We start from the raw sequence: 23,628 nt of genomic DNA on the forward strand, positions 1-23,628 counted from the left end.
CGCGGAGGGCGCGTTCATCGTGGCGGGGGGTCTCGCCGACGGTCCGGCGCGGATACGGCCGACCGATCGTGCCGGTCCAGAGCACCGTCCCACGCCACCGGCCGGGCATCGCCACCAGGTCCTTCCGCTTCCAACGCCCCACGCACCGCCGCCCCCTCCGCACCCCGCCCGGCCGACCGCAACGACCCGCGCACGCACCGCGGACACACACCGGCCCCGGCCCCGGAGGCAACCCGGAACGTGTCTCGACGTGGTGAAGGCCCCGCCCGTGGCGCCGGGCGGGGCCTTCACCGTCGTACGACCGGAGGTCCTACGCCAGCAGCGCCGGGATGGTCTCCTCGTGTGCCTCGCGCAGCTCCCGCAGGGACAGCTCGAACTCGCCCTGCACCTCGACCGTGTCACCGTCCACGACACCGATGCGGGTGGCCGGCAGACCGCGGGCGCCGCACATGTCGTTGAAGCGGACCTCCTCGGAGCGCGGCACGGCGACGATCGCCCGGCCGGCCGACTCGGAGAAGAGGAAGGTGAAGGCGTCGAGGCCGTCCGGCACGATCAGCCGCGCACCCTTGCCGCCGAGCAGCGCCGACTCGACCACGGCCTGGATCAGTCCGCCGTCGGACAGGTCGTGCGCCGAGTCGATCATGCCGTCACGGGAGGCCGAGATGAGGATCTCACCGAGCAGCCGCTCCCGCTCCAGGTCGACCTGCGGCGGCAGACCGCCGAGGTGGTCGTGGACGACCTGCGACCAGGCCGAACCGCCGAACTCCTCACGGGTCTCGCCGAGGAGGTAGAGCAGCTGGCCCTCCTCCTGGAAGGCGACGGGCGTACGGCGGGCGACGTCGTCGATGACACCGAGCACCGCCACGACCGGGGTCGGGTGGATGGCAGCCTCGCCCGTCTGGTTGTAGAGGGAGACGTTGCCGCCGGTCACCGGGGTGCCCAGCTGCTGACAGGCGTCGGCGAGTCCCCGGACGGCCTCCGCGAACTGCCACATGACGGCCGGGTCCTCGGGCGAGCCGAAGTTCAGGCAGTCGGAGACGGCGAGCGGCTTGGCGCCCGTGGTCGCCACGTTGCGGTACGCCTCGGCCAGGGCGAGCTGCGCGCCCGCGTACGGGTCGAGCTTCGCGTAGCGGCCGTTGCCGTCGGTCGCGATGGCGACGCCGAGACCGGACTCCTCGTCGATGCGGATCATCCCGGAGTCCTCGGGCTGGGCGAGGACCGTGTTGCCCTGCACGAAGTGGTCGTACTGGGAGGTGATCCACTTCTTGGAGGCCTGGTTGGGGGACGACACCAGCTTCAGGACCTGGTCCTTCAGCTCCTCCGAGGTCTCCGGGCGCGGAAGCTTGTTCGCGTCGTCGGCCTGGAGGGCGTCCTGCCACTCCGGACGGGCGTACGGGCGCTCGTAGATGGGGCCCTCGTGCGCGACCGTCCGCGGGTCGACGTCGACGATCTTTCCGCCGTGCCAGTAGATCTCCAGCCGGTCGCCGTCCGTCACCTCACCGATCACGGTGGCGATGACGTCCCACTTGGCGCAGATCTCCAGGAACCGGTCGACCTTCTCCGGCTCGACGACCGCGCACATGCGTTCCTGCGACTCGCTCATGAGGATCTCCTCCGGCGAGAGCGTCGAGTCGCGCAGCGGCACGTCGTCCAGGGTCACTCGCATGCCGCCTGAGCCGTTCGAAGCCAGCTCGGAGGTGGCGCACGACAGACCCGCGGCGCCCAGGTCCTGGATGCCGACGACCAGCTTCTCCTTGAAGGCCTCCAGGGTGCACTCGATGAGGAGCTTCTCCTGGAAGGGGTCGCCGACCTGGACGGCCGGGCGCTTGGAGGGCTTGGCGTCGTCGAAGGTCTCGGAGGCGAGGATGGAGGCGCCGCCGATACCGTCACCGCCCGTACGGGCGCCGTACAGGATGACCTTGTTGCCCGCGCCCGACGCCTTCGCAAGGTGGATGTCCTCGTGCCGCATGACGCCGATGGCACCGGCGTTGACCAGCGGGTTGCCCTGGTAACAGGCGTCGAAGACGACCTCGCCGCCGATGTTCGGCAGACCCAGGCAGTTGCCGTAGCCGCCGATGCCGGCCACGACACCCGGCAGGACGCGCTTGGTGTCCGGGTGGTCGGCGGCGCCGAAGCGCAGCGGGTCGACGACGGCAACCGGCCGCGCGCCCATCGCGATGATGTCGCGCACGATGCCGCCGACACCGGTCGCGGCGCCCTGGTAGGGCTCGACGTACGAGGGGTGGTTGTGCGACTCGACCTTGAAGGTGACCGCGTAGCCCTGGCCGACGTCGACGACACCGGCGTTCTCGCCGATACCGACGAGGAGGGCGTCGGACTCGGGGGCCTTCTCGCCGAACTGGCGGAGGTGGACCTTGGAGGACTTGTACGAGCAGTGCTCGGACCACATCACCGAGTACATGGCGAGCTCGGCACCGGTGGGGCGCCGGCCCAGGATCTCGACGACCTTCTCGTACTCGTCCTTCTTCAGGCCGAGTTCGGCCCAGGGCAGCTCGACGTCGGGGGTCGCGGCCGCGTGCTCGACCGTGTCCAGAGGCGTCCGGCTCATGCGTTGACCAGCTTCTTGAGGATCGAGGTGAAGAACGGGAGGCCGTCGGTACGACCGGTACCGATCAGCGGCTCGACGGCGTGCTCGGGGTGCGGCATGAGGCCCACGACGTTCCCGGCCTCGTTGGTGATGCCGGCGATGTCACGCAGCGAACCGTTGGGGTTGAAGTCCAGGTAGCGGAAGGCGACCCGGCCCTCCGCCTCCAGCTTGTCGAGCGTGTACTCGTCGGCGACGTACCGGCCGTCCATGTTCTTCAGCGGGATGTGGATCTCCTGGCCCGCGGTGTAGTCGCTGGTCCAGGCGGTCTCAGCGGTCTCCACCCGCAGCTTCTGGTCGCGGCAGATGAAGTGGAGGTGGTCGTTGCCGAGCATCCCGCCCGGAAGGAGGTGGGCCTCGGTCAGGATCTGGAAGCCGTTGCAGATGCCGAGGACCGGGAGGCCGGCCTTCGCCTGCTCGATGACGGACTCCATCACCGGCGAGAAGCGGGAGATGGCACCGGCGCGCAGATAGTCGCCGTACGAGAATCCGCCCGGCAGTACGACGGCGTCGACCTGCTTGAGGTCCTTGTCCTTGTGCCAGAGGGCGACAGGTTCCGCGCCCGCGAGGCGGATCGCGCGCTGTGTGTCGCGGTCGTCAAGGCTGCCGGGGAAAGTGACGACGCCAATACGAGCGGTCACTTTGCGGCCCCCGCCACTTCCTCCACCTTGACGGTGAAGTCCTCGATCACGGTGTTGGCGAGGAAGGATTCCGCAAGGTCACGGATGCGGGCGAGCGCGGCGTCGTCCACCGGTCCGTCCACCTCGAGTTCGAATCGCTTTCCCTGACGTACGTCGGAGATACCTTCGAAACCGAGCCGCGGCAGTGCGCGCTGCACCGCCTGGCCCTGGGGGTCGAGGATCTCCGGCTTGAGCATGACGTCGACTACGACGCGTGCCACTGGCACTCCCGGTGTGTGGTGCTGAGCAGGTTCCTTCAGACTACCCGCACAAAAATTCTACTCGCGTAGATTCGTAGCATCCTACGTGACGGCCATCACGATCCCGCATCGACGCGGGTGCCTGCACGGAAAATTCTCGGAAAAACCGCAGAAGAGCCGTGGTGGGCCATTGCGTACGGACACGCGGAAGTATTCGGGCGGACTTCACAATGCAATGCCGGGCACTGTACAAAGGAAATGGCAATACCCGATACTTTGCTCAATTACTGCCGGACAGTCGACATCTCCTCGACATCCACCGGGCGTCGGCGCACGTCATGGTGTGTGATCACGGAGGTGCCGCACGAAGGGACCGATATTCGTGGCGCAGCGTGTCGTGGTCACTCTCTTTGACGACATCGACGGCTCAGAAGCGGCGGAAACGATCGTCTTCGGACTGGACGGCAAGTCGTACGAGATCGACCTCAATCGAGCCAATGCCAAGAGACTGCGTAAGGCGCTGGCGCCGTACGTCGAGGCCGGCCGCAAGAAGGCGAAGTCCGGGAAGGCCTACACCCACACGGCGTTGACGCCCGACCCGGCCGCCGTCCGCGCCTGGGCACGCTCCAACAAGATGGACGTGCCGCCGCGGGGCCGCATCCCGAAGAAGGTGTACGAGGCGTTCGCCGAGGCCCACTGACGCGTTCCGCGGACCGGCGCCGACCGGGCACCCCGCCCTGGCCGGGGTGCCTCCGCCCGTTCGGCGAAGGTCCCCATCGCACCCTGCGCACAACCGACTTGCGCAGCCCCCCTGGTGATCAGCTAAAGTCTGGAGCACGCCGAGGGGCGAGGCCGAAAGGCCAAGGCCCGAGGAGTCGCGCGGGTGTAGTTCAGTAGCAGAACACCCCCTTTCCAAGGGGGAGGCGCAGTGTGCAATCCCTGTCACCCGCTCCACGGCATCGGTCCGACCATCCTTGTTGATCAGGTAGGCTGGTGCTCGCACCGATCGGTGAAAGCCGGTCGGGGGCAATGCGGACGTAGCTCAGTTGGTAGAGCGCAACCTTGCCAAGGTTGAGGTCGCGAGTTCGAGCCTCGTCGTCCGCTCCAGTGAGTGAAGACCCCGGTATGTCGACCGGGGTCTTTCTCGTATATGCCCCGAGCCCGGAACTCGCGGGAGTCCAAGGCGTGTTGACGGCCGCGGGGCCAGAGGCCCGCACCTGCCGTCCGCGTCCTCCGCGGCCCTGCCCGTGCCCTGAGCGCCATGGCCGTACCGGTGAGCGAGGTCACTCGTGGCCTCGCCCCGGGGCCGCGATGGGTGTGAGGGTGGCCACATCGTCCCGGGCCGGACTGCCGGGGTGCCAGGCGCCGGACGCGACCCGTCACCGGCGGCCGAGGTGTCCGAACCAGGCTCTGGATGCGGGGTGGCACGGGTCCGTCCCGAAGGCCGTCGGCGCCCAGCAACTCGCGGAGCCCCCTCCACAACGCGCGACACGGGAGTCCGCTGTGCGGATCCCGAGTTGGCCGCCGAACCCGATCGTCGCCGGGGACTCGCCAGGGAGCGCGCGGGGAGGCCGGCGCCGTCGAATTCTCCGCCGTCGGGGCGCCCGTGGCGGAGATCGCGGAGCGGGCCGCGACATCGCGGGAACCGTGCGGAACCATCTGCCTGCGGCCGTCCCGAAGCCGGACCTGCGGCCGTCCCGAAGCCGGAACGGAGAACGGTGATGGCGTCGTGTGGTCTCGCACGGGAGCGAGGTTGGGTATAGTTGCTTTCGCGCAACGGCGCAGTGCGGACGTAGCTCAGTTGGTAGAGCGCAACCTTGCCAAGGTTGAGGTCGCGAGTTCGAGCCTCGTCGTCCGCTCCGCACAGAAGCCCCCGGCCCAGGCCGGGGGCTTCTTCGTGTGTGTCCGGATCTCCGGACGGCCGGGATCCGGGCCCGGCGGATCACCGGGCCCGAGACGGGCCACCACCGGGCACCGACCGAACGACGACCGGACGGCGGCCGGGCACCGACCGGACGACGACCGGACGGCGACCGAACGACGGCCGGACGGCTACCAAACGGCGACCGGACGGCGGCTACGACCAGTCGGTGCCCGTCAGACGCTCGTACGCCTCCACGTACTTCGCCCGGGTCGCCTCCACGATCTCCTGCGGCAGCGGCGGCGGGGGCTGCTCGCTTGCACGGTCCCAGCCGGACGCGGGGGAGGTGAGCCAGTCCCGTACGAACTGCTTGTCGAAGGACGCCTGGGCGCGGCCCGGCTCCCAGCGGTCGGCCGGCCAGAATCGGGAGGAGTCCGGGGTCAGGACCTCGTCGGCGAGGACGAGGGTGTCCCCGTCGTACCCGAACTCGAACTTGGTGTCCGCGAGGATGATCCCCCGGTCGCGGGCGATGTCACGGGCGCGGCCGTAGACGGCGAGGGTCGCCTGGCGCAGCCGGGCGGCGGTCTCGGAGCCGACCTGACGGGCGACCTCCTCGTAGGAGACGTTCTCGTCGTGCTCGCCGACCGCCGCCTTGGTGGCGGGGGTGAAGATCGGCGCGGGCAGCTCCGAGCCGTCGACCAGGCCTTCGGGGAGGGCGAGGCCGCAGACGGTGCGGGACTCGTTGTACTCGGCGAGGCCCGAGCCGGTGAGATAGCCCCGGGCCACACACTCCACCGGGACCATCCGCAGGGACTTGCAGACGAGGGTGCGGCCGGCCCAGTCGGCGGGGGCGCCGGGCGGGAGCTCGGTGCTCAGGACATGGCTCGGGGCCAGATCGGCGAGCTGGTCGAACCACCAGAGCGACAGCTGGGTGAGGATCCGGCCCTTGTCCGGGATCTCGGTCGGCAGCACCCAGTCGAATGCGGACGTACGGTCGCTGGCGACCATCACGAGGTCGCCCGCCTCGTTCTGGTACAGCTCGCGCACCTTCCCGGTGTGCAGATGCACCAGACCCGGCACCTGAACGGGCTCGGGCTTTTCGACGAATCCGGACACGGTTCCTCCCCGTGGTTCTCTCCAATTGGCTCGATTCTCCCGTATGCCGGGAGGAAGCCGGTTCCGGGGGTCGGTCCGGGGTCGGGTACGGGGTCGGTCCGGGGTCGGGTACGGGGTCGGTCCGGGGGCGGGTACGGGGTCGGTCCGAGGGTCGGGTACAGGGTCGGTCCGGGGGTCGGGTACGGGGCCGAGTCAGTCGCGTTTGCAGATGCGGTCCAGAAGGTTCGCCGTCGCCTGCTGGACACGGGCGTCCACGTGGCCGGGACGGTCCAGCGCGGGGGACCAGGCGAACGTTCCGGCAGCGAACACCAGGGCGCCGGACGGGGCCCGGTACAGGGAGGTCTCCTGGTGGCGCAGGAGGCCCTCGCTGTCCCGGTACGGGGAGTGGGCGAGCAGGATGCGGTCCTGGTGGTCGGGCAGGGGCGCGCGGGGGAAGTAGCGGTCGGCCTCCCCGGCGACCATCCCCGCCAGCTCGTCGCCCTCGTGAGCGCCGGTCGCCTCCCACAGCCAGTGGTCGGCGTTGCGGACCACGAGAGGGTGGGGCTCGGGCACCCGGCCCGCGTACTGGATCCCGATCATCTCCTGCTCGGGACGGTCGATCTCCCGCCACAGTGCGGGCCTGCCGGGGCCGCGGCGCTTGCGGCAGGTGAGAAGGCGGTCGGGCACACCGGACGGGGACGGGCCCAGTTCCACCTGCCAGTACATGGTGTTGGCGGAGAGGAAGACGAGCGAGGTGCCGTGTTCCCGGGCCAGTTCCACGGTCCGGCGCATCTGCGTGGACCAGTACTCGTCATGGCCGGGGAAGACGAGACCGCGGTAGCGGCTGGGGTCGACGCGGCCGGCGTGCAGATCGCGGGCGTCCGCGTAGGCGAGGTCGTAGCCGTAGCGCTCGGCCCAGCGGATGAAGTCGTAGGCGTGCCCGACGTGCAGGGGCAGGCCCGCGCCGGCGTACGGGCGGTCGAAGGAGACCGTGGTGGCGGCGTCGGCCTCGCCGAGCAGCCGACCGTTCTCGTCCCAGGCGTGGTAGAGGCTGGCGCCGGTTCGGCCGTCCTCCGGGTAGAGGTTGTACGCCTGCCAGGTGACGTCCGGCAGCAGCAGGAGCAGGTCGGCCAGGCGGCTGTCGCGAACGGTGAAGGGGACGTGGGAACGGTAGCCGTCGGCGGTGGTCAGGACGGCGACGTACGCGCCGATGCTCCAGTACGACGGGATCTGCAGCCGCCAGGAGAGCCACCAGTGGTGGCAGGAGACTGTGCGGTCGGCGGTGAGCGGGGGCGGCTGGACGATGCCGGACAGACGCGGGCTGGTGGTGATCTTGGATGCCCCGTCACCGTTGTAGTGCCCGATCCGGTAGACGTCGACGGCGAACTCCTGGGGCGGGTCGACGGTGATGTGGAAGTCGATGGCCTCGCCCGGGGCGACCGCGCCGGTGGACGTGAATCCCTTGATCTGGCGGTGGACGTCGTCGGCGGAGCGCGGGCCGCTGGTGCGGGGCGCCGGGATACGGGCCCCCGCGCGGCCCTGGGACGGGACGTGGGCCGGCGCCGGGTCCACGTACCAGGGGACCACCTGTCCCGTGTCGTCGAAGTACGTCTCGCTCCCCCTGAGCCAGGGGACGGGGCCCTGGCCGAAAGGATCCGTCACGGCATGCGCGAGAGCGCCCGACTCCCAGCGGCGGATGTGCTCCGACCCCATGTGTTGTCCCCTCCCTCGTCCCCCGTGAGCCGTTCGTCAGCCTTTGCCCTGTGCGCGATCGCGTGCCCCTCGACCCGGGCGCGTTCGGTGCCCCCTTGCCCCGGGCACGTTCGGTCCCAGCACATCACATTACGCACGCACTCCGTCACCGTTCGTCGCGAATTGACGTGAACGGACTGGGATCCTGGGGCCAGGGGTCGGGGTTGCGAGGGGGCGTCTGCGCAGGTGAGGCGCGTCAGACCAGCCGGACCGGCTTCTCGGGGCGTATGCCGCGGTGGACCAGCCAGGTGCGCAGGGGGGCGGGGTCCCCCTCCTCGACGAGCGTGCGGACCCGGGGCGCAAGGTCGGCCGCGCGTTCGCCCCTGACCAGCAGGGACGGCCCGTCCAGCCAGTCGAGCCCCGGCGCCGCGCCTGCCGTGTCCATCGCGGCGCAGCACACCATCGCGGTGACGTGGTCGACGAGCAGTTCGCGACCGGTGCGGGGCGGCTGGAGCGGGAACAGCGGGAGCATCCCGTCGTCCCACAGCGCGAGGTCCGGCCCCGGCGGCTGACCCGCACCTGCGCCGCCCGGCAGTGGTCCGGCGACCGCCTCCTCCCGCGCCACCTCGGCACTGAGCCCGGCGGCGAGGACAGCGGTCCGGGCGCTGGCGAGTGCGCCGTCGTCATCGGAGGTGGCCAGGTCGTCCAGGGAACCGCCGTCGTCAGGGGCTGCCACGTGGCCCAAGGTGCCGTCATCGTCCTTGGGCCCGGAGGCGGCACCCCGGCGGCCTCCGGCGTCAGCGGCGGCTACTACCGCATCCTGGGCGTGCCCGTCGCCGGAGGCCCCCTCCCGGCGCCGCGTGGCCTTGGCCCCGTCGCCCGAGGCGTTGTCGTCCATCTCCCCGCATTTCGCGCCGGATTCCGCGCCGGATTCCGCGCCGGAGGCTTCGCGGCCCGGGTCGTCGCTGGAGCCCCTGTCGGCCCCGGACGCTCTGCCGTGGCCGGACGAACTGCCGAGGCCGGACGAACTGCCGAGGCCGGACGCGCTGCCGTCGTATGCCGCTCGTACCCCGGTCGGACCCGCCCCGCCCCCGGTCGCCCGGACTGTCAGGTACTCCAGCACCCGGTCCAGCGTCGGTCCATCCGCGTCCGGTGCGGTCGTGTGGGGCGTATGGCGGACGCCCAGGGCGTCCAGGACGCGGTGGAGGCGCGCCGCATCCGTGCGCCACTTGAGGTCCACCACCTCGTCCGGGTACTCCTGCCAGTCCACCGGCGCCCAGTGCCGGCCGGGCGCGGCCGGTCCTCCGTGGAAGAGGCGGGCCGCGAGCAGCGACGCGGCCTCGTCCACCGCACCGGGCTCCTCCAGCAGGTCACAGGCCGGCCGCTCACCCAGCCGGGAGGCGAACCCCTCGGCCAGTCGGTCCCGGCGCGAGAGCTCCGTCAGCGCCGCGACCACGCCCGCGTCCAGGCGCGACGGCCAGCGGCCCATCCGCCACGCGGGCAGCGCCACCCGGGTCAGCAGCCGGTCCCAGCCCGCGTAGGCCAGCCCCACCTGCTCCTGCGCGACGATCCGCAGACCGTAGTCCACAGCCTGTGCACGCTCGGCCGCGGCCGCCGCCACCCCCCGTTCCATCTCCTCCGCATGCCCGCGGCAGCTCCGCAGCAGCAACCGGGCCACCCAGCCGACTCCGCCCAGCACCGCACGGCTCAGGGGGCCGCGCGCGGGCGCCGACGTCACGGCGACGGCGGCGTCCAGCCCTCGTACGAAACGACGCGCCGCGGCTATGTCCGGGTGCGCCGACGGACCCGTACCTGCGACGACCGGGGCGAGGACCGCGCGCAGCTCGCCCACCCGCATCCACCACAGGAACGGCGAGCCGATGACGAGCACGGGGGCGGTCGGAACGCGGTGCCCGGGGGCCGACAGACCGCGTATCCCCCGTGCTCCGGGTATCTCGTCCCGGGACGGGGGCGGCGGGCCGTGGGCCGGGTGGGTACGGTCCTCCAGCCAACTGTCGCAGTCCGGGGTGAGCGCTATCGCGGACGGCGCGGGGACGTCGAGGCGGTCGGCCAGGTCCCGGACCATCCGGTACAGATCGGGGGCCGCACGCTCGGCGATCGGGACCGTCGGACTCATGGCCGGACGGGCGCGGGCGACGACCAGGGCGATACCGGCGGCCGAGAGCAGGACGGCCGCGGCGATGCCGACCATGATCCAGCGTGCGATCCCCCAGTGCGGACCGCCGATGTGGCCGGTGGAACGGCCCGCGACGAGCACGACGGCGACGGCGGCGGGCAGCAGGGCGACGGCCAGCGCCCTGCTGCGGATCCGCAGCACGGCGAGGGCCCGGGAGCGCGCGGCCTGCGCGCCCGCCTCCTCCACACCCATACCGGTCACGACTGGACGTCACCCCCTCTGTCCCGCCTCTGGTCCGCACGACGCTCGCCGTGACGGTCCCCGTCACAGACGTCGTCGCCGGATGCCCGTGCGTTGCTCACTCCCCCACTGTGGCACCCGCCACTGACATCGCAATGCCGGTGGGCCAAGTGCCGGAACGCTTGCGCCGCACCCTAGTTGGGGCTCCGGCCCTCGTCATCCGGATGGGTCAGCGCTCACTCGATGGAATGGCTTTGGGGAAAGGTGGATGACGGAGGGCAAGGACCAGGCCCCGGATCGCGGCTTCGCGCTCCCACCGGACCGCCTGGACGCAAGGCGTTCATTCCGCTCCCCGCCCATGCCATGGGCCCCGAGTCCTGAGACCGATTCGGGGCCCATGGGGTTCATCGCCCGACCGGTCCACGACCTGGGATCGGGCACAGCTGCGCAAGCTCACGGGCAGGCGCTCGGGCTCAGACCCCGGCTCCCGCCGCCTTCGCCGCGATGTCCGTACGGTGCTGGGAACCCTCCAGCCCGATGCGGTCCACCGCCGTGTACGCCCGTCGGCGCGCCTCCGCGAGGTCCGCGCCGGTCGCCGTGACGGACAGCACGCGGCCGCCCGCGCTCACCACCGCGTCGCCCTCGTGCCTCGTGCCGGCGTGCAGGACGTACGCGTACGGGGCGTCCTGGGCGGCCACCTCGTCGAGCCCGGTGATCGGGTCGCCGGTGCGGGGGGTGCCCGGGTAGTTGTGGGAGGCGACGACCACGGTGACGGCCGCGTCGTCGCTCCAGCGCAGGGGCGGCAGATCGGCCAGGGTGCCGTTGGCCGCGGCCAGCAGCACGCCGGCGAGCGGGGTCTTCAGCCGGGCGAGGACGACCTGGGTCTCGGGGTCGCCGAAGCGGGCGTTGAACTCGATGACGCGTACGCCGCGCGAGGTGATCGCCAGACCCGCGTACAGCAGTCCGGAGAACGGGGTGCCGCGGCGGCGCATCTCGTCGACGGTCGGCTGCAGAACGGCCTTCAGGACCTCGTCGACCAGCTTCGGGTCGGCCCACGGCAGCGGCGAGTACGCACCCATGCCGCCGGTGTTCGGGCCCTCGTCGTTGTCCAGGGCGCGCTTGAAGTCCTGGGCGGGCTGGAGCGGCAGGACCGTCCGGCCGTCGGTGATGGCGAACAGGGACACCTCGGGGCCGTCGAGGAACTCCTCGATGACCACGCGCTCACAGCGGGCCGCGTGCGCCCTCGCGGCTTCGAGGTCGGCGGTGACGACGACACCCTTGCCGGCGGCGAGACCGTCGTCCTTCACGACGTACGGAGGACCGAAGGCGTCGAGCGCCTCCTGGACCTCTTCGGCGTTGGTGCAGACGTATGAACGCGCGGTGGGTACACCCGCTGACGCCATCACGTCCTTGGCGAAGGCCTTGGAGCCTTCCAGCTGAGCGGCCTCGCCGGAGGGACCGAAGACGGGGATCCCGGCCTCGCGCACGGCGTCGGCGACACCCGCGACGAGCGGCGCCTCCGGGCCCACGACGACCAGCTCGGCGCCCAGCTCGGTGGCCAGCGCGGCCACGGCCTTTCCGTCGAGGGCGTCCACCCGGTGCAGCTGGGCCACCTCGGCGATGCCCGCGTTGCCGGGGGCACAGTGCAGCGCGGTGACGTGGGGGTCGAGGGAGAGGGAACGGCACAGGGCGTGTTCGCGGGCGCCGCTACCGATGACGAGGACCTTCACGGGGTCAGCCTAACCGGCGCGGGGGAGTGCCCTTGTGGGGGCCACCGAAAGGAGGGGCGGCAGCGGCTTGTGGCTTCCTACCAAGCGGGCCTGTTCGCGACATCGAGCGCGCCCTACTCGTTCGAGAACTCCTCCACCACCGTGGCCCCCAGTTCGCGGACGATCAGTTCGTGGCCCGAGAGGGCCGACTCGTCGAGATCGGGATCGTCGTCCTCCGGCATGTCGTCCTCGGGGGCGACCACGTGTCGCTCCGGGGCCGGTGGCGTGGCCTGTGCCGGGGCGGGCGCGGCGGGTGCCGGCTCCGGTGCCGGACTCGCCGGTGCCGGGCCCACCGGTGCCGCCGGGCAGCCTGCCGGAGTCGGCTGCTGCGGGGCGGGGCGCGAGGCGGCCGGAGGGCCTCCGCCGTAGCCACCGCCCCCTCCGGCGCCGAAACCGCCGCCGAAACCGGAGCCCGCGGCCGCCGGCGCTGCCGAACCGCCCGAGGGGTCGACGATCGCCTCGACCTTCCAGTGCACGTTGAACTGCTCGGCCAGTGCCTGCCGCAGCACGTCCTCGCTGCCGCTGCTCAGGAAGTTGTCCCGCGCGCCCGCGTTCACGAAGCCGAGATGCAGCGTCGCGCCGTCGAAGCCCACCACCTGAGCGTTCTGGCTCAGCAGGATCCAGGTGAAGCGGCGGCGGTTCTTCACCGCTTCCAGGATGTTGGGCCAGAGCATCCGGGGATCCAGCCCGCCGGGCGCCGGTGCGGAAGCCCCGACCGGAGCCGACGCGGAAGCCCCGGTCGGAGCGGGCGCGGAAGCTCCGGTCGGAGCCGGCGCGGCGGCCGACGCCTGCGTGGCCGTGGGTGCCGTGGACGGTGCGGGCGCCGCCTGTTGCGCGGGTGCGGCCGGGGGCTGCCCGCCGCCCGCGAGCGCCGCCGTGGGCCACCCGCCGGGCCGCCTGCCACCTCCGGCCGTGGCCGCGGTGGGCCAGGCGCCGGGAGCGGGAGCCGGGGCGGCGGGGGCCTGCGGCTGAGCCGCCGGAGCCTGCGGGGGGGCCGGTGCGGCAGCGGCGGGGGCGGTCTCCTGACGCTCGGGAGGCGGCCCCTGGACGGACCCGCCGTCCTGGGTGCCCGGAGCACCGGCGCCCCCGGCCCCGTACGTACCGGAACCCGGCGCGCCGCCCGGACCACCGGAGCCCGGCCCACCGGCCCGCGCCGCCGCCCGGGCCGCGGCGGCACCGCCACCGGGCGGCGGGACGGGCGCGGCCCCCTGCGGCACCGGCCCCCCGGCCATCCCCGCATGCGCCTCGGGCCCGGGCACGTATCCCATGGCGGGGCCCGCTCCCATGGCGGGGCCCGCGCCGCCGCCGGAGAAGCCGACGCCCCGCTCCAGCCGGTCCAGCCGTGCCATGACCGACCGCTCGTCCCCATAGGCGGCGGGCAGCAGCACGCGCGCGCAGATCAGCTCGAGCTGCAGCCGGGGCGAGGTGGCCCCCCGCATCTCGGTGAGCCCCTCATTGACGAGGTCGGCGGCCCGGCTGAGCTCGGCCGGACCGAACACGCCCGCCTGGGCCTGCATCCGCTCCAGTACGTCGGCCGGGGCGTCGAAGAGCCCCTTCTCCACGGCGTCGGGCACGGCGGCGAGGATCACGAGGTCCCGCAACCGCTCCAGCAGGTCGGCGACGAACCTGCGCGGATCGTTGCCCCCCTCGATGACCCGGTCCACGACCTCGAAGGCGGCGGCCCCGTCCCCGGACGCGAAGGCCTCGACGACGGAGTCGAGCAGCGACCCGTCGGTGTACCCGAGCAGCGAGGTGGCCATGGCGTATGTCACACCGTCGGCGCCCGCACCCGCCAGCAGCTGGTCCATCACGGACATGGAGTCACGCACGGACCCCGCGCCCGCCCGCACGACGAGCGGCAGGACCCCGTCCTCGACGGGGATGTCCTCCTTCTGGCACACCTCACCGAGGTAGTCCCGGAGGGTCCCCGGAGGCACGAGCCGGAACGGATAGTGATGGGTGCGCGACCGAATGGTCCCGATGACCTTCTCGGGCTCCGTCGTCGCGAAGATGAACTTGAGGTGCTCGGGCGGCTCCTCGACGACCTTGAGCAGCGCGTTGAAACCGGCTGACGTGACCATGTGGGCCTCGTCGATGATGTAGATCTTGTACCGGCTGCTCGCGGGTCCGAAGAAGGCCTTCTCCCGCAGGTCACGGGCGTCGTCCACACCACCGTGCGAAGCGGCGTCGATCTCGATGACGTCGATCGAACCGGGTCCGTTGCGGGCGAGGTCGCGACAGGACTGGCACTCACCGCACGGGGTCGGCGTCGGCCCCTTCTCGCAGTTCAGGCACCGGGCCAGGATCCGCGCGCTGGTCGTCTTCCCGCAGCCGCGGGGCCCGCTGAACAGGTACGCGTGATTGACCCGGTTGTTCCGCAGCGCCTGCTGCAGCGGGTCAGTGACATGCTCCTGCCCGATGACCTCGGCGAAGGACTCCGGGCGATAGCGGCGGTACAGCGCGAGAGACGACACGCATACGAGGTTATAGGCGCCCACTGACAAAGCGCCCGGCCCCAGCCGCTCCCCCGGGGGCCACCCCTCGCGGCCCCGCCCGGCGCCCTCCCCGGGAATGTCGAAGACCCCTCACGCACCCGCCAGAGCCGACCTACCCTTGCTGCCTTCCGGCCCTGGGGGAGTTCAGTCAGATAGCGCCGCGTGAGGGGCTGGACCCCAGCGTACCCGATCGCCGGGGGCCCGAACGAGTTCGCTAGCACTCCTCGGCGTCATGTAATGTTTCCGGCGGAGGATTCGCCTAGAGGCCTAGGGCGCACGCTTGGAAAGCGTGTTGGGGGCAACCCCTCACGAGTTCGAATCTCGTATCCTCCGCAGCCGCCCAGCAGGGCAAACGAAAGGCCCCGACCGATCAGGTCGGGGCCTTCGTCGTTCCGTGGATGCAGTCTGGGTCGCCCCGGCGACGACCACTGCGCGTCTTCGTAGCAGCGCCGGGACTGGGTGCTCTCCCGGCTCGAGGTCGCCGACATCGGAAAGGACGAGGCACGCCAGGCCCGCCGCCTGCCGACAGATGTCAAGCCGCACGCCCCAGGTCAGAACACCCCCCGCCCACCCCGAACCCACAGACGGAGACTTGGAGAGTGGGGGCGACCCGGACCGCGCCGGCGACCGAATAGGCCGGGCTTCGCGGTACGGCGCGAGAAGGCGACCACGGCGGTGCGGCCGCCGCCCGTCTCCTCCCCGAGCCCACGAGACCAGCCCCGGTCCGGTTCTGATCGGCCCCGGCTCGCGCAGCAGTGTTATGAAGGGTGCATGAAGGTATCTTCCTGGCGATATCGGAGCCCGTCGTGCCACCACCCACCGGACGCTCGCATGATCGTCGCTCTTCCCTGCTGAACCCGCGCAGTACTGCCGGACAGGTCTTCATCGTCCAGACCGCGATCGTGGTGCTGCTGATCCTGGCCGCGGTGACCACCCTGGTGGTGCAGGCGGAGCGTGACGCGGTGAAGGAGGGGCGTCGGGAGTCGGTCGTCGCGGCCCAGTCGTTCGCGAGTGCCCCCGGGCTGGTGCAGGCGCTGCGCAGCCGGAACCCGACAGCGGTGCTGCAGCCGCAGGCCGAAGCGGCACGCAAGCGAGCGGGCGTGGACTTCGTCATCGTCATGAACACCGAGGGGATTCGTTACACGTACCCCTACCCCAGCGAGATCGGGAAGATGTTCGTCGGCACCTTCAAGCCGGCGCTGCAGGGACACACGGTCATCGAGCAGGCCGGCGGGCCGCCCCTGCCCGCGGGCAAGGGAACGGCCATCCAGGCGGTGGTCCCGGTGACCGACGCGCACGGCACGGTCGTCGGCCTGGTCTCCGCCGGGATCACGGTCAAGAACGTGGCGAAGCAGTGGCTGCCGCAGCTGCCGATCGCCCTCGGTGCCGGCGCGGCCGCGCTGGCGCTGGCCGCGGGCGGGACAACGCTGGTGTCCCGGCGGCTGCAGCGGCAAACGCTCGGCATGTCCCCCACGGAGCTCGCGCAGATGTACGAGCACCATGACGCCGTCCTGCACGCGGTGCGGGAAGGGGTGCTGATCGTCGACGCCGACGGGCGGCTGCTGCTGGCCAACGAGGAGGCGATGCGGCTGCTGGGCCTGCCGGAGGATGCGCAGGGACGCCCTGTGCGGGAGCTGGGGCTGCCGGAGGAGTTCACGCGTCTGCTCACGTCGCCGGAGGCGGTCACCGATGAGGTGCATCTCGCGGAGGACCGGTTGGTGGCCGTGAACAAGCGGCCCACGTTCCCGGACTCGGGCCGGGGAGGCAGCGTGGTGACGTTGCGGGACACCACGGAGTTGGCGGCGGTCTCGGGGCGGGCCGAGGTGGCGCGGGAGCGGTTGAAGCTGCTGTACGAGGCCGGGGTGCGGATCGGGACGACGCTGGATGTGGTGCGTACGGCCCAGGAACTCGCCGACGTGGCGGTGCCGCAGTTCGCCGACGGCGTGACGGTGGATCTGCTGGACACGGTGCTGCGGGGGTGGGAGCCGACGGAGGAGGCGTGGCGGCATCTACGGCGTGCGGCGATCAGCGGCGATCAGGAGATGATCCCGCTGTATCGGGTGGACGAAGTGGTCACGTTCTCGGCGACGACCCCGCACATGCGGGCGCTGCGGGAGGGGCGAGGCGTGCTGGAGGCGGACCTGCGGCAGGCGCGCGGTTGGCAGGAGCAGGACCCTGATCGCGCCCGGCAGGCCCTGGAGAGCGGGCTGCACTCGCTGGTGACCGTGCCACTGCGGGCGCGGGGTGTGTCGCTGGGCGTGGCGACCTTCTACCGGAAGGGGAACTCCCCGCCCTTCGAGCCGGAGGACCTGTCCTTCGCGGAGGAGCTGGCCGCGCGGGCGGCGGTGGCCATCGACAACGCCCGACGGTTCACCCGGGAGCACGCGATGGCGGTCACGCTGCAGCGCAGTCTGCTGCCGCGGGAGCAGCCGGATCAGGACGCGCTGGAGGTGGCCTGGCGGTATCTGCCGGCGGAGGAGGGGGTGGGCGGGGACTGGTTCGACGTCATTCCGCTGTCGGGCGCACGCGTGGCGCTGGTGATGGGCGACGTCGTCGGTCACGGGCTGCACGCGGCGGCGACCATGGGGCGACTGCGCACCGCGGTGCACAACTTCTCCACGCTGGACCTTCCCGTGGACGAGGTGCTCGGGTACCTGAACGACCTGGTCGTGCGCATGGACAACGAGGAGAGGAGCGTGGAGGCCGCGGAAGGCCGGGAGGCGGAGGGCGTGACGGGAGCGACGTGTCTGTACGCGATCTACGACTCGGTGACGGGGATGTGCACGATGGCCCGTGCGGGACATCCCGACCCGGTGGTGATACCCCCGGACGGGGCCGTCACCTGTCCCGACGTGCCAGCCTCGGCCCCACTCGGACTGGGGAGCTACCCCTTCGACACCGTCGAGCTGCATCTGCCCGAACGGTCACGGCTGGTGCTGTACACCAACGGCCTGGTGGAGGACCGCAACCGTGACATCGAGGCCGGGCTGGAGGGGCTGCGGAGGGCGTTGGAGGCGGCTGGGGGGCGTAGTCCCGAGGAGACGTGTCAGGCGGTGATCGACGCGCTGAAGCCGGCACATCCCTCCGACGACATCGCGCTGCTGGTGGCGCGTACCCGGCTGTTCCCGCGCTCGCGCGTGGCGGAGTGGGACGTGCCGACGGACACGGCCGTGGTGCCCTCGGTGCGGGCGCGCTGCCGGGAGAAGTTGCGGGAGTGGGAACTGGAGGAGCTCGGCTTCAGCACGGAACTGATCGTCAGCGAGCTGGTCACGAACGCCATCCGGTACGGAGCGCCGCCGGTCACGGTGCGGCTGCTGTACGGGCGCTCACTGCTCTGCGAGGTGGCGGACGGCAGCAGCACCTCGCCGCGCCTGCGGCGGGCGGCGACCACGGACGAGGGCGGGCGAGGGCTGTTCCTCGTGGCGCAGTTCGCACAGCGTTGGGGAACGCGGTACACCACCCACGGCAAGGTCATCTGGGCGGAACTGACCCTGCACGACGGCCCCTTCGCCGGCACGGGCCACACAGCGGTCGACGTTCTTCTCGAACAGTTCGAGGATCCGTCCGGGTGAACCCGGACGGAGGGCGACGGCGACCGAGGAACCCGCAGCGGCTCGTCGGTCCCGATGGGGTAGCCCGTCCGGCGGGGCCCGGCCTCGCGCATCAGGCGCACGTGGGAACGGTGGTTCTCTCGGAAGGGAACGTGTCCCTCGACGGGGCTCAGCCCTTGTTGGCCCCCAGGGTCAGACCGCTGACGAACTGCCGCTGCAGGAGGAAGTACACGATCAGCGTGGGGATCGCGGTGAGCAGGGCGCCCGCGGCGACCAGGTTCGGGTCGGTGAAGTACTGCCCGGAGAGGTTCTTCAGGGCCGAGGTGATCGGCATGTTCTCGCCGGTGGAGGTCAGGACGATGGCCCAGAAGAAGTCGTTGTAGATCCAGATGGACAGCAGGGTGGCGAGGGCGGCCATGGCGGGGCGGCACAGCGGCAGCACGATCTGCCAGTACGTCCGCCACACGGACGCGCCGTCCACCAGCGCGGCCTCGGTGAGCTCGTGCGGCAGCATCCGCATGTAGTTGCTCAGCACGAAGGCACAGAAGCCGGACTGGAACGCCACGTGGATGAGGACGAGGCCCAGCGCGGAGTCGTACAGCTTGCCGCTGACCGTGACGCCGGGCAGGTCGATCAGCAGGTACAGCCGGTACAGCGGAGTGATGATCACCTGTTGCGGCAGCAGGTTGCCCGCGGTGAAGACCAGTAGCAGGGCCAGGTTGAGGCGGAAGTCGAAGCGGCTGACGTAGAAGGCGACGCAGGACGACAGGAACAGCGTCAACAGCACGGCCGGGACCGCGATCAGCAGCGTGTTGAGGAAGTAGTGCGTCATGCCCGACTGCTGGAACGCGTTGGTGAAGTTGTCGAAGCCCAGCCTGCCCGGCCAGGACACATAGCCCCGGGCGCTGGTCTCCGAGTACGGCCGCAGGGCGGCGTACAGGGCCCACAGCAAGGGCGCGAGCCAGGCCAGCGCCGTTCCGGCGAGGAACACGTGCAGCAGCACCCGGGCGGGGCGGACGGGCGCACGCCGCCTCGGCGGGGCGGCGGTGACGGTGACGGTGGAGGTGGAGGTGGAGGTGCTCACGATCGGCGCTCCTTCCGGAAGGTGCTGACCAGGTACGGAATGATCACGCCGAGCGAGATCAGCAGCAGGACCACCGCGATCGCGGAGCCGTATCCGATGCGGCTGGACTCACCGATGATGTTGTTGGTCACCAGGATCGACAGCAGTTCGGTGCCGTGGGCCCCGCCGTTGAACACGAAGACCAGGTCGAAGGCGCGCAGGGACTCGATGATGGTGACCACCAGCACGATGGTGTTGGTGGGGCGCAACGTCGGGAAGATGACGTTCTTGAACGTCTGCCACTCGTTGGCGCCGTCCAGCGCCGAGGCCTCGCGCAGCGACGGGTCGACTCCCTTCAGACCGGCCAGGTAGAGGATCATCATGTAGCCGGTGTGCCGCCAGGAGGCGGCGATGAGGACGGCCCAGAGGTTGAGGTTCGGGTCCCCGATCCAGTCGATGTAGTGGCCGGGCTTGTTGGCCCCGATCAGGCTGTTGATCAGTCCGGTGTCGGGGTTGTACACGAGCTGCCAGACGAATCCGACGACCGCGAAGGACACCACGACCGGCAGGAAGAACGCCGTCTGGTAGACCCTGCTGAACCGGATCCTCTTGTCCAGCTGCACGGCCAGGAAGAGGCCGAGCGGGGTGGGGATCAGGATCAGTACGACGAACCAGACGACGTTGTGCTGGACGGCGGGCCAGAACTGCGGGTTGTTGGAGAACAGTTCCTTGAAGTTCTCCAGTCCGACCCACTTGATCGAGTCGAAGCCGATGCCGTCCCAGGTGGTGAAGGCCAGGGCGACGGAGGCCAGGGCGGTGACCCACACGAGCGCGACGTGCAGGACCGTCGGCACGCCGGCCATCAGGCCCAGGGTGAGCCGGTCGCGATGGGTGAGCAGGCGGCGGTGCCCCCGCCGGACGCGCCGGGTGCCGGTGCGCGCGCCGCCCGGAGGCGGCGCGGCGGCCGCCTCCGGGGTCTGGGTGCTGGTCTCGGTGCTCATGAGGCGGCGAAGATCGTCTTCTTCTGGCGCTCGATGGACGAGAGCAGGCTGTCGATGCCCTTGGGGTCGCGGATGAACGTCTGCATCGCGGGCTGCATCACCGTGGAGGTGAAGTCGGGCCTGCTGTCGCGGTCCATGTACTGGGTGAGGTGCTTGGCGCCGGTGATCATCGTGTAGGCGCGCTTCTGGATGGCGGTGTACGAGGAGGTGTCGGCCTTGGTGGAGGCGGCGACGACGCTCGGGTCGGCCTTCAGGTAGATCTGCTCGGCCTCCGGAGTGCCCAGGAACTCCAGGAGCTTCACCACGCCGGCGTGGTTCTTCGGAGCCTTGCTGACCATGAAGCCGTCGGTGGGCGCCTCGACGGTGTCCTGCCCGTAGGTCGGGTCGATCTCGGGGAAGGCGAAGAAGTCGAGGTCGTCGAGGTCGGCCTTGTTGGTGAACTGCTGTGCAACGAAGGTGCCCAGGAGGTACATGCCGGCCTTCTTCGACACCAGGGTCTGGGCGGCGTTCTGCCAGGTGCGGCCGACGGCGCCGTCCTGGTGGTAGGGGAGGATCTCGGCCCAGTTGTCGAAGGCCTTGCGCACCTTGGCGTCGGTCCAGGACGCCTTGCCCGCCATCAGCTCGACGTGGAAGTCGTAGCCGTTGGTGCGGAAGTTGATCTGGTCGAAGGTGCCGAGCGCGGGCCAGGCGTCCTTGTCGCCGAAGGCGATCGGGATCAGCCCGTCCTTCTTCATCTGCTTGCACAGGGCGACGAACTGGGACCAGCTGGTGGGGACTTGGTACCCGTGCTGCTGGAAGACGCTCTTGCGGTAGAAGATCGCCCAGGGGTACGTGTACAGCGGCACGAAGTAGTACTTGCCGTCCTCGCCCTTGCTCAGGGCCTTCATCGCGTCGGGGAAGTTTCCGCCGATCGTCTGCCACACGTCGTCGATAGGCGTGGCCAGCTTCTTCGCGGCGAAGAACTGCATGCGGTACCCGGCGAACCAGTGGAAGACGTCGTCGGGCGTGCCCTGCAGATAGGAGTTGATCTGCTCCTGGAACGTGTTGTGGTCCTTGGTGTTCACGGCGACCGTGATCCCGGACTTCTTCTTGAACGCCGCGTAGATGTCGGCGAAGGCCTTCTTGGGCACGGCGTCCGAGGCGTTGGAGCCGAGCGTGACGGTCTTCGAGTCGCCGGCCCCTGCGCTGCCGGCGCAGGCGCTCAGCAGGGGTATGGACGCGCCCAGCGCTGCCGCGCCCCCGATCCCGCGCAACAGGGTGCGGCGGCTCGGGCCGGGGACGGAGAGGCCGGAGGGAGAGTGCTGCATGACGGCTCCTGGGGGCAGGGGTCGGTCACGGATGGCCCTCTGGCCAGCGGGTCAGAATCGACCAGAAACCAACTCGACCGAACATCGTGGGCGTCATCAGACTCGCATGTCCGGTCATGCGTCAAGAGCGCCGACCGTCGTTTTTGAAACGTAATCGACGCCCCGTTGATCGCCTTGGCTGACAAACAGGCGACCGACAGGCCAGGTACGGAGCCGGAGGATCACGGGCCGCGACCGCTCCGTCGCAGCTCACGAACAGGAAGCGAGGGTCGGCCAACGCCGCCAGAAGTAAACAGCCTTACCCACCATCCGGGGGTGACCTGGCGTCAGGTACCGCCCGCTATCCGATCCGCACGTTCTTCGACACGGTGATCTGGTCGATGTCGGTGGTGCGCACGGTCACCTTCATCGTCCAGGTGCCCGGCAGCGGAAGGTTCAGGGCGTCGGCGGTCCAGTAGCCGCCCCGGTCGGTGACCTTCGCGTCGAGGGGGCCGACGCCCCGCTCCGCGAACGTGAAGGTGATGCGCAGTTCCGGAACCGTCGCGATGCCGCCGTCGGGCCCGTAGATCACCGCCTGGACCTGGTTCTCGCCCACCCGGCCCGGGGTCAGTTCGATCTGCACCTTGCCGTGCCCGCCGGGCGTGCCCACGTCGAAGGGGACCACCGTGGCGGAGCCGAGGGGCTGTTCGGCCGCGGCCGCCGACGCCGCCTCCGCCGCCGCGCGTCCCGGCTGTGTGCCCGTCAGCAGCGTGGTGATCACGAGCACCACGATCCCGATCGTGATCTCCGCCAGTACGGAGCGGCGCAGGGCCCGACGGTGGAGCCCCGGGTCCTGGGGGGCTCGGCGTTCCGGCCCGGACTCCGTGCGTACGGTCTCCGGGTCCCCGTCCTCAGCTGCTGCTGCGCCCCGCTCGGGACCGGTGGGATCCTCCCCCGCGCCGCCGTCCCTCAGGAGGGCATCCGTACGCGCCATCTCGGCACCCGCCCCCGCGGCCCCCACCGGTTCCCGCACCCGTTCCGGTACCGACGCCTCCGCCGTCGGCACCGCCGGCCGTACCGTCCAGCGGCGCGAGTACGCCGCCGCCGTCAGCAGCAGCGCGACCGCGACCAGCTTGGCGGTCAGCAGCCTGCCGTAGGGGGTGGAGGTGAGCGCGTCCAGGGAGCCGAGGCCGCGCCAGGACTGGTAGACGCCGGTGGCCACGAGGACCGCGACCGCGGCGAAGGCCAGGCGCGAGAAGCGGGCGACCGCGGGCGCCGGGAGCTCCCCGGGCGCCCGGTGCAGCGCCGTGAGCAGGGCCGCCAGACCGCCCAGCCACACGGCCATCGCCAGCAGGTGCAACACGGCCGAGGTCATCGCCAGCGGCACCTGGATCCCGGCGGAGGCATGCTCGGCCACCGTCCAGGTGAGGGCCAGCGCGAGGGACAGCAGGATCACGATCGCGAACCGAAGCCGTCCGCCGACCACCGCACCACTCCCGCTCCGGCGGCCGTCGCCGATCCGGTCGCCGTCGCGAGCCCGGTCCCCGCCGCTGGTCCGGTCCCCATCGCTGGGCCGGTGGCCGTCGCCGATCCGGTGGCCGACGCCGGCCCGGTCCCCGCCGCTGGTCCGGTAGCCGTCGCCGGTCCGGTGGCCGTCGCCGTCGCCGGTCCGGTGGCCGTCGCCAGCCTGGTCCCCGCCGCTGGTCCGGTAGCCGTCGCCGGCCCGGTCCCCGTCGCCGGTCCGGTGGCCGTCGCCGTCGCCGGTCCGGTGGCCGTCGCCAGCCCGGTCCCCGCCGCTCGTCCGGTAGCCGTCGCCGGCCCGGTCCCCGTCGCCGATCCAGTCGCCGCCGCCAGCCTGGTCCCCGCCGCTGGTCCGGTAGCCGTCGCCGACCCGGTCCCCGTCGCCGGTCCGGTGGCCGCCGCCGTCGCCGGTCCGGTGGCCGTCGCCAGCCC

The 23,628-nt window shown here is 71.2% G+C and carries 14 protein-coding genes, 4 tRNA genes and 1 other RNA gene; 6 read left to right on the forward strand and 13 right to left on the reverse strand.

Going from position 1 to position 23,628, the window contains the following annotated elements:
* Positions 1-310: 310 nt before the first annotated feature.
* Genes purL through purS form a run of 3 tightly spaced genes read right to left on the reverse strand, consistent with a single transcriptional unit; the run spans position 311 to position 3,506 of the window.
* The gene (gene purL / locus ASC56_RS28800; RefSeq protein ID WP_055494503.1) at positions 311-2,569 is read right to left on the reverse strand and encodes a phosphoribosylformylglycinamidine synthase subunit PurL; all 2,259 of its coding nucleotides are present in this window, start codon (positions 2,567-2,569) and stop codon (positions 311-313) included.
* A complete protein-coding gene (gene purQ / locus ASC56_RS28805) occupies positions 2,566-3,246 on the reverse strand; it encodes a phosphoribosylformylglycinamidine synthase subunit PurQ (protein WP_055494504.1) in 681 nt (226 codons plus the stop codon). Before purQ ends, purL begins: the two co-directional genes overlap by 4 nt.
* Positions 3,243-3,506 (reverse strand): phosphoribosylformylglycinamidine synthase subunit PurS, encoded by a 264-nt coding sequence (purS, locus tag ASC56_RS28810; RefSeq protein ID WP_055494505.1) that lies wholly within the window; start codon positions 3,504-3,506, stop codon positions 3,243-3,245. Before purS ends, purQ begins: the two co-directional genes overlap by 4 nt.
* A 361-nt stretch (positions 3,507-3,867) precedes the next feature.
* Between purS and ASC56_RS28815 the strand changes: the two genes are divergently transcribed.
* The 4 genes from ASC56_RS28815 (at position 3,868) to ASC56_RS28830 (ending at position 5,344) form a co-directional block, all read left to right on the forward strand.
* Positions 3,868-4,185 (forward strand): Lsr2 family protein, encoded by a 318-nt coding sequence (locus ASC56_RS28815; protein ID WP_055494506.1) that lies wholly within the window; start codon positions 3,868-3,870, stop codon positions 4,183-4,185.
* A gap of 179 nt (positions 4,186-4,364) precedes the next feature.
* Positions 4,365-4,439: transfer RNA gene (locus ASC56_RS28820), tRNA-Gly, on the forward strand.
* A 77-nt stretch (positions 4,440-4,516) separates the two neighbouring features.
* Positions 4,517-4,592, forward strand: a tRNA-Gly gene (locus tag ASC56_RS28825).
* A 679-nt stretch (positions 4,593-5,271) separates the two neighbouring features.
* Positions 5,272-5,344 (forward strand) — tRNA-Gly (locus ASC56_RS28830).
* Positions 5,345-5,562: 218 nt separating this feature from the next.
* On the opposite strand, the gene ASC56_RS28835 is transcribed toward ASC56_RS28830, so the two are convergent.
* From ASC56_RS28835 to ffs, 6 genes are all read right to left on the reverse strand, one after another.
* Complete coding sequence (locus ASC56_RS28835; RefSeq protein WP_055494507.1) at positions 5,563-6,462, reverse strand: phosphoribosylaminoimidazolesuccinocarboxamide synthase; 900 nt, start codon at positions 6,460-6,462, stop codon at positions 5,563-5,565.
* Between the two features lie 192 nt (positions 6,463-6,654).
* Positions 6,655-8,154 carry a N,N-dimethylformamidase beta subunit family domain-containing protein gene (locus tag ASC56_RS28840; RefSeq protein WP_055494508.1) on the reverse strand — a complete coding sequence of 500 codons (1,500 nt, stop codon included), beginning with the start codon at positions 8,152-8,154 and terminating at the stop codon, positions 6,655-6,657.
* A 235-nt stretch (positions 8,155-8,389) separates the two neighbouring features.
* A complete protein-coding gene (locus ASC56_RS28845) occupies positions 8,390-10,522 on the reverse strand; it encodes a hypothetical protein (protein ID WP_055494509.1) in 2,133 nt (710 codons plus the stop codon).
* Positions 10,523-10,983: 461 nt separating this feature from the next.
* Positions 10,984-12,240, reverse strand: a complete 1,257-nt coding sequence (purD, locus tag ASC56_RS28850; RefSeq protein ID WP_055494510.1) for a phosphoribosylamine--glycine ligase — start codon at positions 12,238-12,240, stop codon at positions 10,984-10,986.
* Positions 12,241-12,353: 113 nt separating this feature from the next.
* Positions 12,354-14,753, reverse strand: a complete 2,400-nt coding sequence (locus ASC56_RS28855) for a DNA polymerase III subunit gamma and tau (protein WP_055494511.1) — start codon at positions 14,751-14,753, stop codon at positions 12,354-12,356.
* Positions 14,754-14,855: 102 nt separating this feature from the next.
* Positions 14,856-14,946: signal recognition particle sRNA small type (gene ffs, locus ASC56_RS37305), an RNA gene on the reverse strand.
* 76 nt (positions 14,947-15,022) lie between these two features.
* Between ffs and ASC56_RS28860 the strand changes: the two genes are divergently transcribed.
* Both ASC56_RS28860 and ASC56_RS28865 read left to right on the forward strand, forming a co-directional pair.
* Positions 15,023-15,107: transfer RNA gene (locus ASC56_RS28860), tRNA-Ser, on the forward strand.
* Between the two features lie 515 nt (positions 15,108-15,622).
* Positions 15,623-18,346 (forward strand): SpoIIE family protein phosphatase/ATP-binding protein, encoded by a 2,724-nt coding sequence (locus ASC56_RS28865; protein ID WP_079102771.1) that lies wholly within the window; start codon positions 15,623-15,625, stop codon positions 18,344-18,346.
* 148 nt (positions 18,347-18,494) lie between these two features.
* Here ASC56_RS28865 and ASC56_RS28870 read toward each other — a convergent pair whose 3' ends face one another.
* From ASC56_RS28870 to ASC56_RS40740, 4 genes are all read right to left on the reverse strand, one after another.
* Entirely contained in the window at positions 18,495-19,409 is a 915-nt protein-coding gene (locus ASC56_RS28870) for a carbohydrate ABC transporter permease (protein ID WP_055494512.1), read from the reverse strand.
* Positions 19,406-20,389 carry a carbohydrate ABC transporter permease gene (locus ASC56_RS28875; protein WP_055494513.1) on the reverse strand — a complete coding sequence of 328 codons (984 nt, stop codon included), beginning with the start codon at positions 20,387-20,389 and terminating at the stop codon, positions 19,406-19,408. Before ASC56_RS28875 ends, ASC56_RS28870 begins: the two co-directional genes overlap by 4 nt.
* On the reverse strand, positions 20,386-21,696 hold the full coding sequence (locus tag ASC56_RS28880; protein ID WP_055494514.1) for an ABC transporter substrate-binding protein: 1,311 nt from the start codon (positions 21,694-21,696) through the stop codon (positions 20,386-20,388). The genes ASC56_RS28875 and ASC56_RS28880 overlap by 4 nt, the downstream gene beginning before the upstream one ends.
* Before the next feature lie 340 nt (positions 21,697-22,036).
* The coding region (locus tag ASC56_RS40740; RefSeq protein WP_199836083.1) for a CopD family protein at positions 22,037-23,628 on the reverse strand (1,592 nt) is incomplete at its 5' end.

Origin of the sequence: Streptomyces sp. TP-A0356 (assembly GCF_001417775.1) — a bacterium.
Classification (GTDB): domain Bacteria; phylum Actinomycetota; class Actinomycetes; order Streptomycetales; family Streptomycetaceae; genus Streptomyces.

Coding starts and splice junctions, on each gene's coding strand:
- ASC56_RS28840 (WP_055494508.1), bottom strand. CDS start 8,154: ATGGGGTCGGAGCACATCCGCCGCTGGGAGTCGGGCGCTCTCGCGCAT.
- ASC56_RS28845 (WP_055494509.1), bottom strand. CDS start 10,522: ATGGGTGTGGAGGAGGCGGGCGCGCAGGCCGCGCGCTCCCGGGCCCTC.
- ASC56_RS28880 (WP_055494514.1), bottom strand. CDS start 21,696: ATGCAGCACTCTCCCTCCGGCCTCTCCGTCCCCGGCCCGAGCCGCCGC.
- purL (WP_055494503.1), bottom strand. CDS start 2,569: ATGAGCCGGACGCCTCTGGACACGGTCGAGCACGCGGCCGCGACCCCC.
- ASC56_RS28875 (WP_055494513.1), bottom strand. CDS start 20,389: ATGAGCACCGAGACCAGCACCCAGACCCCGGAGGCGGCCGCCGCGCCG.